This window comes from Paraburkholderia sp. EB58 (assembly GCF_050436665.1).
Classification (GTDB): Bacteria; Pseudomonadota; Gammaproteobacteria; order Burkholderiales; family Burkholderiaceae; genus Paraburkholderia.
In genome coordinates, this window is sequence record NZ_JBNDMQ010000015.1 from 154187 (window position 1) to 169027 (window position 14841).

Sequence of the window (14841 nt, forward strand, 5' to 3'; positions counted from 1 at the left end):
GGAACTCATGAGCACAATAGACACAACTATCGCAAAGGCCCGCCAGGAATTCCTCTTGGCGCTCGACGAAACGCAAGTCAGTGGTGAATTCTTGAGGCAGTTTCTAGCGCAGGCGGAAAACGCTACGCCCAAGCTGCTGGATTCCTATGCGGCGGACGAGATGCTCGCAGAAATCGACCCCGTGCAGTTCAAATGGGACGTCGGTTACTACAGCCGGCAGAAGCGTTGCGCGAAACAAAATTTCTCCAAAGAGCGTCTCGAACACCTGATCGCGGTTCGCGAGTATTTTCGGCAGGAAGGCTATAAAGGCTTCGTTCCGCCGTCTGTTAGCAGTGCGGCCTCTGGTGTGAGCGAGGGCCCTCAAGCAACGCGCTTTGAGGACACGCCTTCGTCCTATCAGCCCTCTAGCAATCTGAAGAAGTTCGTCGATGAAGGAGACTTGTTGACCGTTCAAACAGCGTTGCGACTCGAACTCAACAATAACCGGCTTAGCAGACAGGATCTTCAGAACGCGTCGGCTTGGACGAAAGGACAAGCACCAAACCTATTTGAGCCCTATGCGGAGAAAGCCTTCGCACGCGCGATCGACCCGGACCAGAGTCAGTGGCTACCGGCCTACTACGACAACCAGACCGTCTATCTGAAGACCAACTTTTCAGAGAAGCGTTTCCTCCACCTCGTGGAGGTCCGGGAGCACCTGCGTCAACTCGGCGTGGAAGGCTTCGCTCCCATCGCTACACCGAGCACACCGAGCCCCCAACCAGCCCCACGCCCGCGCGCGGTCTTGCCCACGGCGAATCAGCCACCATCCACGCCGAGCCCCGAATCAAATACGGCGCGCCCGGAACTCAATCCAATCTTCAAAATTGCCCTTCTATTCGGCGGCGCGCTCGCGGCGGTGGTGATCTATCTCTCGCTGGTGAAATAAGCTCAATGACTCTGACATCCGTACGCCAACCTGAGATCGAGATTCCCTCGATCAATCAGGACACCGCGGCCACGCTCGAAGCCGGGCGGTCCCTGATCAACCGCAGCTATCTGGCGGAGCTGGAGCATTATTCCGTTCATGCCTTCGCCGAAAAGGGCGTCCCACTCAACCGCGCCAGCGACGTGCGGATCTTCCGCATCGAGCGGATCGTCCAGGGCAACAAGCAGTCGGTGCTCGAAAGTACCACCGCGGCCTACACGGCATTGGGCGCTGCGGGCTATTCGGTGTTTCTGTTTCTGCGCTCGGATGGTGTCGAAACGGAGGTGTTCATCGGCGCGCGAGGTGAGCCAGGAAGAATGCTTGGGCAAAACGCCGGCGAACTCTTGCGTGAGACCTTCAAAGGTCATTTTTCGGGTAGTTCGCTACTCCCGCTCAATGTCCAGAAGGTCAACGCGTTACTCGAGAGCGTAGCGGCCGAAAAGGACAATACGGCTGCGAGCATCACCGCTGTCACGGGCGTGCCGGCACTGTCGACGGAAAATCGCGAACACTTCATGCAAGGGCTCGAACGCTTTATCGATGCCGCCGAAAGTCGCGTCTATCAAGCGATCATTCTGGCCGAGCCGGTTTCCTCGCAGAATCTCGACCTGATCCGCACCGGGTACGAGCAGGTAGCGACCCAGCTTTCGCCACTGTTGAAGCAGCAGGTGTCGTTTGGTGAGCAGGAAAGCGACAGTGTCGGTCAGAGTATCAGCGAGGGGTTGAGTCAGTCCCTGGGGCAAAGCCTTGGCCTGACGGAAACCAAAGGCACCTCCGAAACGATCGGCACGAGTACAATGGAGACTACCGGCACGTCGAGTTCACTGAGTTCGCAAACTGCGGCAGCCAAGGCCGCGTCGATCGGCGGCTCCGCGGCGAGCCTGGTGATTGGCGCGGCCGCGATCGCTTCGGGGCCTTTCGCACCGTTGGTGATGGTCGCGGGTGGTTTAGTTGCGACGGCGGTTACTACCGCATTCAATGAGCAGCAGACCACCGGCACGAGCCAATCCACGTCGAATGGCCGTAGCGAAAGCCACGGCACGTCGTGGAGCGAAGCGGCCTCCAGAACGACTTCGGACACCAGGACGACGAGTACGACAGACACCCGCTCGCTCAATAAGACCAACGGTTCGAGCCGGCAAATGTCGATCGAGGCGACCGACAAGACAATCGAGCGCCTGTTGTCGAAGATCGACCACCACCTCGAACGTATCGACGAGGCCAAGACATATGGTGGCTGGAATTCCGCAGCGTATTTTATCGGCGACAGCACCGCGTCTTCCGAATCTCTTGCCAGCATTTTTCTCGGGTTGATCCGCGGCAGCAAATCGAGTCACGAGGATTTTGCGCTCACGACCTGGCAATCAGGCCGCAAGAAATCAATCATCGATTGGCTGACCGCGTTGAGCCATCCACAACTACGGCCCAATTTCTCAAAGACGGTGCCGATCAGTTACCTGACGCCGGCCACGCTTGTGTCGGGTAAGGAACTGGCGATTCAATTGAGCCTGCCTCGCCGGTCGACTTCCACGGTCGCAGTGCTGGAAACGCAGGCGTTCGGACGCAAGGTGCAGCGACTCGACGGAACGTTCGCCGAAGCGGGTGCGGGAAAAACGCTCACGCTCGGCAACATTCGCCATCTCTGGGAAAACCTGCCACAAACTATTTCGCTGAATCTGAACCAGCTCTCGAGCCATGTGTTCGTGAGTGGCTCGACTGGCGCCGGGAAAAGCAACACGCTCTATGAAATGCTCAGCCAGATCGAAGCCGCGGGCGTGCCGTTTCTGGTAATCGAGCCGGCGAAGGGCGAGTACAAACACATTTTCGGCCAACGCCCTGACGTCAGCGTGTTCGGCACGCATCCGGCGCACAGCGAACTGCTGCGGATCAATCCTTTCAAGTTCCCCGTGGCCGTTCATGTGCTTGAGCACGTGGATCGGTTGGTGGAGATTTTCAATGTCTGCTGGCCGATGTACGCAGCGATGCCGGCGGTGCTCAAGGACGCCATTCTGCAGGCATACGAAGAGTGCGGATGGGATCTCGAATCGTCGGCAAACCGCCACAGCGATAGCCTCTTTCCGACGTTCGCCGATCTGCTCATTGCGCTTGAAAGCGTGATCACGGCATCTGCCTATTCGCAGGAACTCAAGGGTAACTATATCGGCTCACTGTCGACGCGGATCAAATCGTTGACCAACGGCTTGAACGGCCAGATCTTCGTCGCCGACGAGATCGACAGTGCCACCTTGTTCGACAGCAACGTGATCGTGGACCTGAGCCGCGTTGGTTCATCGGAAACCAAGGCCCTGATTATGGGCATTCTGGTGATGCGCCTGAGCGAATACCGGATGGCTAACGGCGGCATGAACCAGCAGCTCCGCCATGTCACCGTTCTCGAGGAAGCGCACAACATACTCAAGCGTAGCGCAGGCGAGGGGAGTACCGAAGGGTCGAGCGTGATCGGCAAATCCGTTGAGATGCTGACCAACGCGATTGCCGAGATGCGGACGTATGGTGAAGGTTTCATCATTGCGGATCAATCGCCGCACGCAGTGGATATTGCCGCGATCCGCAACACCAATACGAAAATCATCATGCGCCTGCCGGATGAAATGGACCGGCGCCTGATCGGCAAATCAGTTGCGCTGCGCGATGACCAGCTTGAAGAGATCGCGAGACTGCCGAAAGGCGTCGCCATCGTCTACCAGAACGACTGGCTGGAGCCGGTGCTTTGTCAGGTCAAAAAATTCGCGGGCCGTGAGACGCCTTACGCCTACCACCCGGCGGACAAAGCGACTTCAAGCCGAAGCGCGTTCAACGAACAGGTGCTCAAGCTGCTACTGGCGACGCGTATTCGTAGCGCTGACGCTGCCGATCTGAACCTGATCGAAGCGGGCGTGCGCAGCTTGCCTTTGCTTACGCGAAGCAAGATACCCCTCTATCAGGCCCTCAATGAGTCGAAGCGTGAGCAGCCGCTTACGCTGTGGAAACCGGAGCGCTTTGGATTCACCGCGGCGCTGATCGTGGATGTTCTGGGTTGCCGATCTGGCGTCCAACAGGCCATTCAGGCAGCGCCTCACGTCAACGTACTAGGTGGCTTCAACGTACTACGTGACCTGCTGGGCGCGTTGCTGTCCCCGCTCGCCGACGGTCTGACAGGTGAGCTGGCCTTTGCCGCCCAGCAGTGTCTGATGAAGGATTACAGCATGCAGAAAGGAAGCCATCTTGAGATCTATGCCGGTTGGCGAGCTAGTGTTGAAAAAGGGAGTGTCCTGTGAATTTAGAAACCTTCGCGCTTGAGCAGACCGACGCCTCCAACAAGTTGGTGGAGCTGGCTCGCGAGATGCCCGACTTGTGCCTGGATGTCGTCGAGCTCGACAAACCTCTTTTCCTGACCCAGGAAAACCGTCTTGAGCTCCCGTCGCTGAGCGGCGAAACTCGTGAGAAACTGAAGGGGGATGGCTTTCCGGAGAGCGTCCTGGACGTGATTGGCAGTGAGGCCGAAGGCCAGATCTACGACAATGCCAATCTCGAGGCAACGAAAGTCAATGACAAGGATGCATTGATTCGTACGGACATCGACTACGATAAGGTGGACCTCTTCGGCAAGACCAACCTTGAACGGATGAAGGCTGGCCGCGCGCCGCTCGATGCCAATGGCCGGCCGATTGAATTGCACCATATCGGCCAGAAGCAGGACTCGCCCCTTGCCGAACTTACCTGCGCGGAACACCGCGGGAAAGGCAACGATAACGTTCTGCACAACAAGCTGAAGGAGTCGGAAATCAATCGGGAGGATTTCGGCAAGGAGCGGGAAGAGTACTGGAAGGCCAGGGCCGCACAGATCGAGTCACAAAGCTAACTTTGAGTTCATTATGCAAAATGTCAAACAACTGGTTGAACGCCATCAGGCCAATACCCGTCCGGCAGACCCGGCAAGCATCCAGGCGCTAGAGCAGAAGCTGCCATTTTCTTTATCGAGCGAATACAAGTCCTTCCTCTCGGACTTCGGCGTGATTGTATTCGGCGCCTACGAGACCTACGGCCTCGGCGTCCCGGCAGACCACTACCTCAATGTGCTCAATGCGTACAACGACCTGAGCCGCGATGCCAGCTATCCGGCGAATGCGGTGCCGCTGCTGGAGATTGGCGACGGTCAGTACTATCTATACGACGACAAGGCGCAGCGGATCGTACTGTGGGCCACGCCGAATGGTGGTGTCGTCCGTGTGCTGGATGAAGGCCTGGAAGCGTTTCTGTCGCAGAAGATTTTCGGCGAATAGTTCTGATGAAAACGTGTCCGGCCAGCGAGAGGTATGGGCACATTCTGCCGGGACACGATTTGTCTCTTTGCAGGATTAGCATGAGTGCCCCTTCTTTTATGGCCGGTCGCTGCTGATATGCCAACTGTACTCGAACATATAGATGCTATCGCTCGCCAGAAACAGGGAGACGTGCTGTACCTGACGTTCTTCGACGACCCGCAGGGCAAGCGAAGCGTATGGTCTGAGAATGAAACGCGCGCACAGGTTATCCAGTGGCTCGACGCACACGATATCGGGTGGCGCGAATGCGGCGAAATAGCTAATCCGAATGTAATGCGCGGCTATCGCGGGAGCATATATGTGGACGTTTGCTACGACGCCGGCGATCCGGTCTATCAGCAGTTGGCTGCGTTTCTCGAGCTGCCCGACGGCACGGTGCGTTTGCCGAACATGCGTTTCTGGGCGCTTTCGCTGGATGTTGCCAAGACGAACGCGCATCACGACGAACCGGGTTTCTGGGAACGGTGGGCCGAAGACTTCTAACGTTGTGTGCCGGTGGTGTGCGGGTAGGTTGACCCTACCCACGTCCATGCGGACAAGGCAAGCAACGTTTCTCCCGGGTTTTCCGGACATCTGGACGCATCTGGTTCTCCACCAACAAGAAGACGTCTTTAGACGTTTACCCATTTCCTGCCACACATTTGACGGCTCTTCATGACTGAATTCGACAGCAGTGCCGCCGCCATGTCGGCGGCCGGTCTTCCGTATTTCACCGATGCGGACCCCGCCTTGAGCAGGTCGTCCGGCGGCCGCGACCCCTTGGGCTTGCTGCCGGTATGGAGCGCGTTTGGGCGCAGACTCGTTCCAAACCTGGCGTCGCCGGTTGGGCAGGTGAATGGCATCAAAGCGGTGGTTCTGATCCAGTGGCTGATCAATCTGGATGACCTTCAATCGCTGCTCGAGCGCGACGGCGCCCGTCGACGCTTTTTCCGGCTGATGGAAGGGCTCATCGAATACTGGCTGTATCACAACGGCCATGCAGCCTGTTTCGGCTATAACGCGCTCGCCGCTGGCGGAGAGAACTTCAGTGTAACGACGAAGATGGGCAAGACCGTTGCGAACGGGCTTTACCAGTATTATCGCGGCACTTGCCGACGCGCCGGCCTTGTGGATGACAGCTGGATAGTTGCGCCCGGCGTCGCCAGTCAGCTAGCCGAGCGCTGGACGGCGGATGCCACAAAAGTACTCAAAGCCGCCTTGGCTGATCCGCTCAAGGGCGCCGGCAAGTCGTTGTTTCCGGACCAATACCTCGGCGGTGCGTTGGCAACAGCGCTGGCTGGCGTCTTCGATCAGCACACGCTTCGCCAAACGCTCCAGGAGTGCCTGTTCGGCGATACGTATCAGCAAACTCTGGCTCGTGAGTTCCTCGCGCTGCGCAAGCTGGCCGCGACGCAGGAGTTGAATTTCAAAGACCGCGTTGGCAAGCTCGTACTACCGCAGCTGGCTCGTGCGATCGACTGTGTCCAGCGATGCGAGCCGTTCCTTCTCGTGATGCAGGACGCGTTCGACTATCTGCGTGGCGCACCTGGCAAGAAACTCGATCTCGTCGCGCGCGAACTGGACGCAATGTTGCCGACTATGCGCGATCGCGCCGAGCGGTTTGTGACGCTTGCGGGTGAACAGGATTCTGCGCGCATGAAGCATATGCAGGTGTTAGCCGAAATTCTTGCTAGTGCTTCAACCGCGGAGGCTGCCTCGACGGAGGCTGTTCTGATTGCGTTCCTGCACGAGTTGGTCGCCTATCACACACGATGCATGAAAGAGCGCGGACGCGACCCGATGGTGTTGATTGAAGGCGGTGCGGTGTTGCTGCCTGTGATCGGCGACCGAAGCCCGGAAGACGCCAGGAAGCGCCTCGAAAGCGGACAGCCGTGGATGAACGACTACTACCTCAACACCGCATCGAATCTCTACGAGCAGGTATTTTGAGCACCGCTATGACTTCACCGAGATCCGGTGTCGAGCACGTCATGCGCGGCACGCTCGAGTATATCCGTGACCGCTTCTCAACCGATCATCCGCGCCACGTTCTCTTTACGACCTTTAACTTTGCGTCGCGGTTTTTCGAGGCCAACGTCTTGCCGCTGCTCGTCGGCGACACAGTCAGCGATCTGAAAGGCGCATCGGAGACGCGTTATGCGATCAATGAGGACCTGAACACGGTCAAATGCCTCGTGGTATGCGACCGCTCGACCTGCCCCGAGCCCAAGGGCGACATGCGCTACGGGTTGCTGCCGGTCGGTCTCGCACGCGGGCGCTTTCATCCAAAGCTGATGTTGATGGCCGGCACATTGAAAGACACGCAGGAGCAGGGCATGTGGCTGTCAGTCGGCAGTGGCAATCTGACGCTGTCCGGTTGGGCGATCAATCGCGAGGTTGTCGGGATGACGGCCGTGACCTCCCGCCATGCTGAGGAACTGCGTCCACTAATCAAATGGCTGCAAGCCGAGGCCGAGCGCCAACTCGAATTCGCGGGCAACGCAGGGTATCAGGAGGAGGGCGAGGTTCGGAATATTCTGGCGGCATTACATGCTGCACTGGACGAGCCCAAGCAGTTCCCGCCGCATACGCCGGCTACACCGACGCTGCATCTTTCGCTGCCGCAGGGGTACGGAAAAAGCTCGATGCTTCACGCTTTGAAAGGCGAGAGCGACTGGCACACTGCTACGGTCGTGTCGCCCTACTGGAGCGAGGTGCACACGCTGGTTCAAGCGCTCGGCGTCAAGGAGTGCCGCTTTGTGCCATCGCTCACTGCCGACGGCCTGTACCGCTTCCCGTGCGATACGTTAGACCTGACGCGTCATACCTTTGCCGGCTTCAGGGATGATGGCGAACGCTATACACACGCCAAGGCCTTGCTCCTCCATAACGAGAAGCAGCAGGTACTCTGCATCGGTTCGGCGAATTTCACCCAGGCGGCGATGCTCACTGCGCGGGACCAGATATTGACGAATATCGAGGCGATGCTTCGCTATGAACTCCGCGACGCGCCGGACCCGTGGAGAACGCTGTTACAGCCGCTAAAAGAGCCGGCTTTCGCGCAAACCGGCGAGGACGAGGAGGAGGCTGCACCCCCGCTTCCTCCGTTCGACGCAACCGTCCTGTACGACTGGGAGGCGAGCGAATTTCGCGCACGCCTGACCCTCACCAGCGACGTGCCGGTCAACGAGATCGTGCTGTCGATTGGCAGCCACTGCCATTGCTTCGATGCCGCCGTCACCGGTCAGCCGCAAGTCATGACCCTGCGGTATAAGGGCGCGCAACCCGTGCGTTCGTTCTCAGTCGCATACCGCCTTGGCCAGAGCGAGCCCATGACCTTCCGCGGGCTGATCACCCAGGTCAATGCAGACGACGATCAACTCGGCTACCAGCCCCGTCCACGGCTCAACAAGGTCCTCGAATTGCTGCGAGGCCTCAATCCGCAGCCATCCGATCGCAAGGCGAAGGAGCGCGCACTGTCCGACCTCGCCGACGGCGCGGGCGACGGCGAAGAAATCCCTGCCGACCCGACCTTCGATTTCTTTGGCCTGTTTCAGGGCGCGTGGAAGCTGCTCGAGTATTACCAGACGCCCGAAAGTCCGGGGGCGACGCGCGATCCATACGACAAACTGGCGCCGTACGGCGCCGTGACGCTTTATCGGGCGATCACCGCGCAGGCCGCGGTTACGCACGAGGAAAAGATTGGCCGCTATATCCAGCTCTCGGAGATGGGCGACATCGTCGCGCGTCTGGACAGGACGACGAATTCCAAGTTGCGCGAGACGTTGCGAATCGACATCAACGCGGAGATCGCCGCGCTTCATGTGGAGATGGTGGCCCTGCTCGGCAAATCGGAGTCGTTCCGCTCAATGTTCGGCGAGGCCACGCCGAAACGCGTCGAGGGTTTTCTTGCCTGGTTTCGCAAGGAGATTGGCCGGGAAGTAAGCAATCAAACGCGAGCGGTTCATGGACAATAAAACAGACCTCATTCCAATCGATCTGACTGCGCAAGCCGTTCGCTCATACATCGACTTCGATGGTCACGACGCCGTGCGGGCAACCCCGAGTGCGCAGGCCGTTCTTCAGAGCGAAGGGGTGGCTGCTCTTTGGCATTTGCTGCAGAGCAAATCGTTCGCCTATCTCGCCGACGAAGTCGGTATGGGAAAGACGCGGCAGGCAATGGGCATCATCGCGACGCAATTCCTGCGCAAGCCGGATTCGCGCGTGGTGATCGTCTGCTCAAGCGCAACGCTGCAGCGCCAGTGGCAAAGCGAATGGTCGGAGTTTCTGCGAACCTGCTACAGGTTGCTCGACAACCGTTTGCTCAGCACGGCACAGGCGAGCCCGCTGGAGCATCTGCATTTTCACCATGGCCTGCGCGACTTCGTCAAGACGCTAAGCCTCGGCGATGCCCGGATTCATCTGATGCGGTATTCGTCTTTTAGCCGGCCGCTCTCGTTCAAGGGCGAAGATTCGGCTTCGATATTGGAAGAATATCGGGATAAGATTGGCGCGGCCTCGATCGACGATATGGACAAGGATGAATGCGCGATTCCGGCGGCACGCCGGAAGCTGTCCAAAGCCGAGAAGGAAGACCTCACGCATGCACTTGGCGCGGCGTATTGCCGGCGCATTGGCGCATTGATGACGAACGGCTCCCGGCTTGAAAATGGTGAGTCGGTTCCCAACCAACCGCTCGATCTGGTGATCTTCGATGAGGCACAGTATCTTCGTCATACGGGGAATTTCCAGAATAGCCATATCGCTGCGATTTTCCGGCGCAATGTTGAACGCTGGTTGTTCATGAGCGCGACGCCGCTGCATTCGAGCGTGAACGACATTCGCAGTCTCGATACCTATCTTTGCCGAAAGCCTTTGTTCGCAGGTAGCGCCGACGACAAGCGCGAGTTGGAAATTCCGCGCGATTGCGGCAACTGCAACTATCAGGAATCATGCAGCCGTATCACCTGGCAGCTTCACGCGCAACCGGAAGATACGCGCGACGTCGTGCCCCTGCTGCCGAAGTTCATGGTGCGTCGAACCCGCACGTATGCGGATGGCCAGGACACGCGATACGGAAAGATCCAGTACCGCAAATACGAGCGGATTCGTTATACCGGTGCGGACGACCCATTTCTGTCGCTGACGATGTCGCTGGTGCAGAAGCGGCTGGTTGGTGCGCTTGCCGGCAAAGGAAACAAGTTTCGCCTCGGCGAATGCGCGTCGTTTGAATCATTGTCGGCGTCCGTGAGACGTACGCTCGGGTCCTGGAAACAGGGCACATCGGAGCCGATCGCCGAGCGCGAATATGAATCCCTGCGTGATGCAAGACAACACACGCAGGACGATGAACCCGGTATAGCGTTTGACCGTACCGTTATCGACGATTTGAATCGCGACTTCGAGAGCGCGATGAAGGCGCTCGATGGCGCGACACCGGCCGCGCAGCAGGGTTTCGCGCTTCCTCATGCCAAACTGAATCGTGCCGCCGACGCGCTGTTCGAACACAGCCTCAAAGACGCCAGCTGTCAGAAGACGCTCGTCTTCGTGCGGCGTATCGATACGGTGGAGGAAATCCGCGACCTGCTGAATACGAAGTTCCAGCAACAAATGGATCAGCGGATCGAGACATGGCGAACCCAGTTGATGGGATCCGCCTTTGGCATGCAAGGTAAATCGCCGTGGATCAAAGACGAGTTTTGGGAGACAGAACACGCGAGACCAACCGAGAGCGCTGACGAGGAGGTCGTCGCGGCGGAGAGAAAGGCCGACGAGGACGTCGAACGCGAAAGTATCGAGCAACTCGGCGATGAAGGGTCGTCAGCTGACGAACCACGCGGCACCGCCTATAAGGACGCGCTCAAGCTTCCTTATTTCGAAGCGCTGAAACGCGCAAAAAAAGGCGGCGATCACGGGATGCTGGTTTCGTTCGGATCGCGCCTGCTCAGTGCGAAGGATGCGTCGCGCAACCCGCTGCGAGGCTTTCTTCTGAAGCGTCCGCAAGCGTGCGATGAGGTGGTTAGCAATGCGAATGAATCCAACTGGCAGAACAATGCGGCGCGCTGGACCCGCTTTCTGAAGATCGTTCTGGGTGACAGGCGAGCGGAAGAACTCAGCGCCGACCCGGCTCGGCAATGGCTGTTCGGCAACGCGGCCGACAACGCGGTTGATGCGTGGAAGCTCGCCGCGTTGCAGCTATGCGTGCTTCAATCGATAAGGCAAACTGATTTTCTGGTCGATCTGTACATTTTGCATACGCACGTAGCACGCACGCCGACGGACAAAGCCGAACTGCCCGACAAGTTGCTATGGCTGCTGGAGGCCGGACCGCACGACGCTGCAAGCCATGCATTGGCCAATTACATCGGCAACTGGAAGGAAAGATTCCGCCGCTGGATCGAGCATTTTGATCTGATCGTCGACAAATGTATGCGCAGTGGCGCGGCAGTCGACTGGGAGGAGATTTACCGTGAACGCGTGCATCTGGCGTTTCGTCAGATGTCGCCGGTGATCGGTCGTTCGAGCCGCCTGCGAAACCAGAACGCGGTCACGCAGTTCAAGTTTCCGACCTACCCGAACGTGCTGATCTGCACAGACGTGCTGAAAGAAGGCGTCGATATGCACCTGTTCTGCGACAACATCGTGCACTACGGGGTAGCTTGGACTTCGGGTGACCTCGAGCAGCGCATCGGGCGTATCGACCGGTTGGGCAGTCTGATCGGACGACGGATCGAGCGCTTCGCGAGCGCTCAGGGCGACAGGACGCAAGGTCTGCCGCGTCTTGGTGTCGCTTTCCCTTATCTGGACGGCACACTCGACCGCTTTCAGGTCGAGCGCGTGATTCAGGCCAAGATCGTCAGTGATCTTCGAATGGACCTCGGTAAGCGCAAGGACGAAATCGGTGAGTTGAGTCTCGCAACGTTTGACGACGACGAGTCGATTCGGGTTGCGGCGACCAATGATTTGCCGCAATCCGGCGCAGTGTTTTTTCCGGATTCCGCGAGGGCGCTCGTCGCAAAAGACGCCGCGCCGTCAGAGATTGCCTTACTTGACGGTATTCGATGCAAGAGTGGTGACGACGCCGTGCGATCAGTGCAAGCCACTGACGAAAGCGCGCTCACGTCGGCGGAATACTTGCCGGCGCTCAACTGCGTGCGTGTGCGGCGATGCGTTTCTGGCAAGTCGGGAGACGGCCGGTTGGTACAGCGGACGATTGACACGGGAACAGGCGTGCTGCGCCTTTCGCGAACCGGTTCGAAGGATGCGGACATCGTTTGTACGGAGGAAATGCTGGTACCGGGCGCGCATGCCAAAGCACGCTCCTTGAGCGAGGCGCTTGCTGAAGGAGAACCGTCGTCGGTCAAGCATGCCAACGCGGACGGTTTCGCACTCGATCCGTTGGTGAAAACGGCGACCCGCGCAATGGATATGTCGTACGCGTTTGCGTGCCGCGGGCAGGGGAGCGGCAAGGTGATTCTGGAGTCGGTTGGCGGCGAGTTCTGGTTGTTGCGTACCGCTGTCTGCGCGGCGGCGGCGGTGGTCTCGATGGCGGACGGACGCAACTTGCAGCGCTGGCTTGCGACGAAGAACCGTGACCGGCGTTGGGGTTATCTGATGGTGGAGGCCGGCATCGTATGGTTCGCTGTCGTGGTGAGCGATGCCGACGGCGATGAACAGAACCTGCTTACGCGACTTTCGGCTGAGATGGGGAGGATGGCGCTCTACTATCGATCCACGGTGAAGAATCCCGATCAATATGTCGAGAAGGAATATCGTGCACGCGCCGTGTTTCCAGCACTTGCTGCGCTGAGCCAATCGTACGGTGGCGATGCGGATCTGCGCGTATCCCGGCTCCTGAAAACCTTTAGAGAAGGAAATATCTCCAGCATGAAGCACGACGATTTTTTGGCATGCGGTAGCGTGCTTGCGGGCGTCCAGGAATGGTTTAACGACGCATTCAAGGCGGTACTGGATACGCTATGCGAGACAGCAGACGAGAATCCGCAGCGACGTTTAACGGTGACACCGGTTGCGTTTCTCGAAGGGGGGATTTTGCACCTGTGTGCTGAGGGGAAGGAGCACTTTCGCATTCAGGCGTATCTGGATTTGAACGATGCGATGGGCAATAAGAACGTGATATCCGGACCGAAGATGGTCTGGGAGCTCGCCGCCAGTCCGATCGCCAGGGGACCGAAACCGGAGTTGCCGCTCTCTAAATATGACAAGCTTCCGCACGTTTGGCCGGATGCATGGGAAGGAGAAGTCGCCGAGGGCGCTGCGGCATTCACCTGCAAAGGTGACAAGTATCGTTTCGTGACGCTCTATCACCACCCCGGCGCTTGGGATAGAGCGCGCACCGATCTACTCGAAGCGTGGCAGGCGGTACGGACGAAAATGCAGGCGCTCACGAACTTTCAACGCAAAGGATGTCGCGACACGCTCATTCAGGCCGTCAGCCCGACGCAGGCAGTGTGACTGCGGGTAGCTTCGTGTCCTCGGCCGTGCGGGTCAGGCTGCTGAAGCCCGTGCGTCGCGCTTCACCTTGTCGATATATTTACCAAATGCGGTGGTAGCCAATACACCTGCGACGAAGACGATCGCAAATGCGGCGAGGCTTTCAAGCGGGGAGTTGTTCGACACGATATCGGTTCCTTAAAAGTCGGGCGCGGGTTAATGAGGTCACACGCATACGAGTGCGGACATGTGCGCTTGGCGCCGTGGACCGTCAATGCAGTGTGCGCAGTCAAAGAATGACGGAGCATTGCGACAAATGATGTCCGGATTCACTAAAAGAGGCGCAGCCCACATTGCTTGCGCCTCTTTTCATTTGGGCCTTTTCAAGGAGACGCGAAACGTCTTGATGCAATCGGCTGGACGTCTTAGCAAAAAACCGACCCGAGCTCCGGTGAACGTGCTACCGGTTGAGCCTGCATGTGCATTGCGAGCGCGGAAGCTGATGATGCGGCCATGCTGCGCGCCTACTACACCGGCATGTCGGTTCGCAAAGCCGTGGAACGCTACCTGCCGGATCGCATCGGAGCAGGGCAGTCGGCGCGCGGCGACCATTGGCTCAAGGTCGTCGGGAAAGGGCGCAAGGTGGCAAAAGTCGCATTGCCGCCGCTCGCCCGCACGGCGCTCGATCGTCACCTGGTCGAGCGCCGGCTATCCGTGACGCCCAGCCGCTGGCGCCCGGACACGCCGCTGATCGCGAGTCTCGCCGAGGACGGTACCGGGCGCATTACCAGCGTTCGACTCTGGTCAGTGCTGCAGCGATTCTTTGCGAAGGCCGCCGACATTGTCGAAGCTGACAGTCCGCTGGTTGCACAAAAACTGCGACAGGCAAGTCCGCACTGGATGCGCCACTATGTGCCCTTCCTGACTATGTCGGGTAAAACGATTGACCGTCCGCGACGGTCCGAAGATTACTGGTTGCGGCGCCGACGTGCGCAGCCACTCACACGACATAGTTTTCTCTGTTCGACAAAGCCCAAGAGCTGGTTTGCCGGCCGGTAGCGTCCTGGTTTGCAGAATGGGGGAATGCCTCCGCAAGGGCCTGCACATCTATCTCAA

At 58.6% G+C, this 14841-nt stretch carries 9 protein-coding genes and 1 pseudogene; 9 read left to right on the forward strand and 1 reads right to left on the reverse strand.

The genetic code is table 11. From position 1 onward, the window contains the following. Positions 1-7 precede the first annotated feature (7 nt). From P3T40_RS22525 to P3T40_RS22560, 8 genes are all read left to right on the forward strand, one after another. A complete protein-coding gene (locus tag P3T40_RS22525) occupies positions 8-928 on the forward strand; it encodes a hypothetical protein (protein WP_201086680.1) in 921 nt (306 codons plus the stop codon). A gap of 5 nt (positions 929-933) precedes the next feature. After that, on the forward strand, positions 934-4245 hold the full coding sequence (locus tag P3T40_RS22530) for a helicase HerA domain-containing protein (RefSeq protein ID WP_429269936.1): 3312 nt from the start codon (positions 934-936) through the stop codon (positions 4243-4245). Next, positions 4242-4829: an HNH/ENDO VII family nuclease gene (locus tag P3T40_RS22535; protein ID WP_429269937.1), complete on the forward strand. Its 588-nt coding sequence runs from the start codon at positions 4242-4244 to the stop codon at positions 4827-4829. The genes P3T40_RS22530 and P3T40_RS22535 overlap by 4 nt, the downstream gene beginning before the upstream one ends. A gap of 13 nt (positions 4830-4842) precedes the next feature. Further along, positions 4843-5250 carry an SMI1/KNR4 family protein gene (locus P3T40_RS22540; RefSeq protein ID WP_201086682.1) on the forward strand — a complete coding sequence of 136 codons (408 nt, stop codon included), beginning with the start codon at positions 4843-4845 and terminating at the stop codon, positions 5248-5250. An 84-nt stretch (positions 5251-5334) separates the two neighbouring features. Continuing rightward, positions 5335-5775: a hypothetical protein gene (locus P3T40_RS22545; RefSeq protein ID WP_429269938.1), complete on the forward strand. Its 441-nt coding sequence runs from the start codon at positions 5335-5337 to the stop codon at positions 5773-5775. 171 nt (positions 5776-5946) lie between these two features. Then, positions 5947-7221, forward strand: a complete 1275-nt coding sequence (locus P3T40_RS22550; protein WP_429269939.1) for a hypothetical protein — start codon at positions 5947-5949, stop codon at positions 7219-7221. An 8-nt stretch (positions 7222-7229) separates the two neighbouring features. Then, the gene (locus P3T40_RS22555) at positions 7230-9248 is read left to right on the forward strand and encodes a hypothetical protein (RefSeq protein ID WP_429269940.1); all 2019 of its coding nucleotides are present in this window, start codon (positions 7230-7232) and stop codon (positions 9246-9248) included. Then, positions 9238-13746, forward strand: a complete 4509-nt coding sequence (locus P3T40_RS22560; protein ID WP_429269941.1) for a helicase-related protein — start codon at positions 9238-9240, stop codon at positions 13744-13746. The genes P3T40_RS22555 and P3T40_RS22560 overlap by 11 nt, the downstream gene beginning before the upstream one ends. A gap of 33 nt (positions 13747-13779) precedes the next feature. On the opposite strand, the gene P3T40_RS22565 is transcribed toward P3T40_RS22560, so the two are convergent. Beyond that, complete coding sequence (locus tag P3T40_RS22565) at positions 13780-13911, reverse strand: hypothetical protein (RefSeq protein ID WP_429269942.1); 132 nt, start codon at positions 13909-13911, stop codon at positions 13780-13782. A gap of 411 nt (positions 13912-14322) precedes the next feature. On the opposite strand from P3T40_RS22565, the pseudogene P3T40_RS22570 reads away from it, so the two are divergent. Next, a pseudogene (locus P3T40_RS22570) lies at positions 14323-14634 on the forward strand (integrase); the annotation flags it as partial. Positions 14635-14841: the final 207 nt, after the last annotated feature.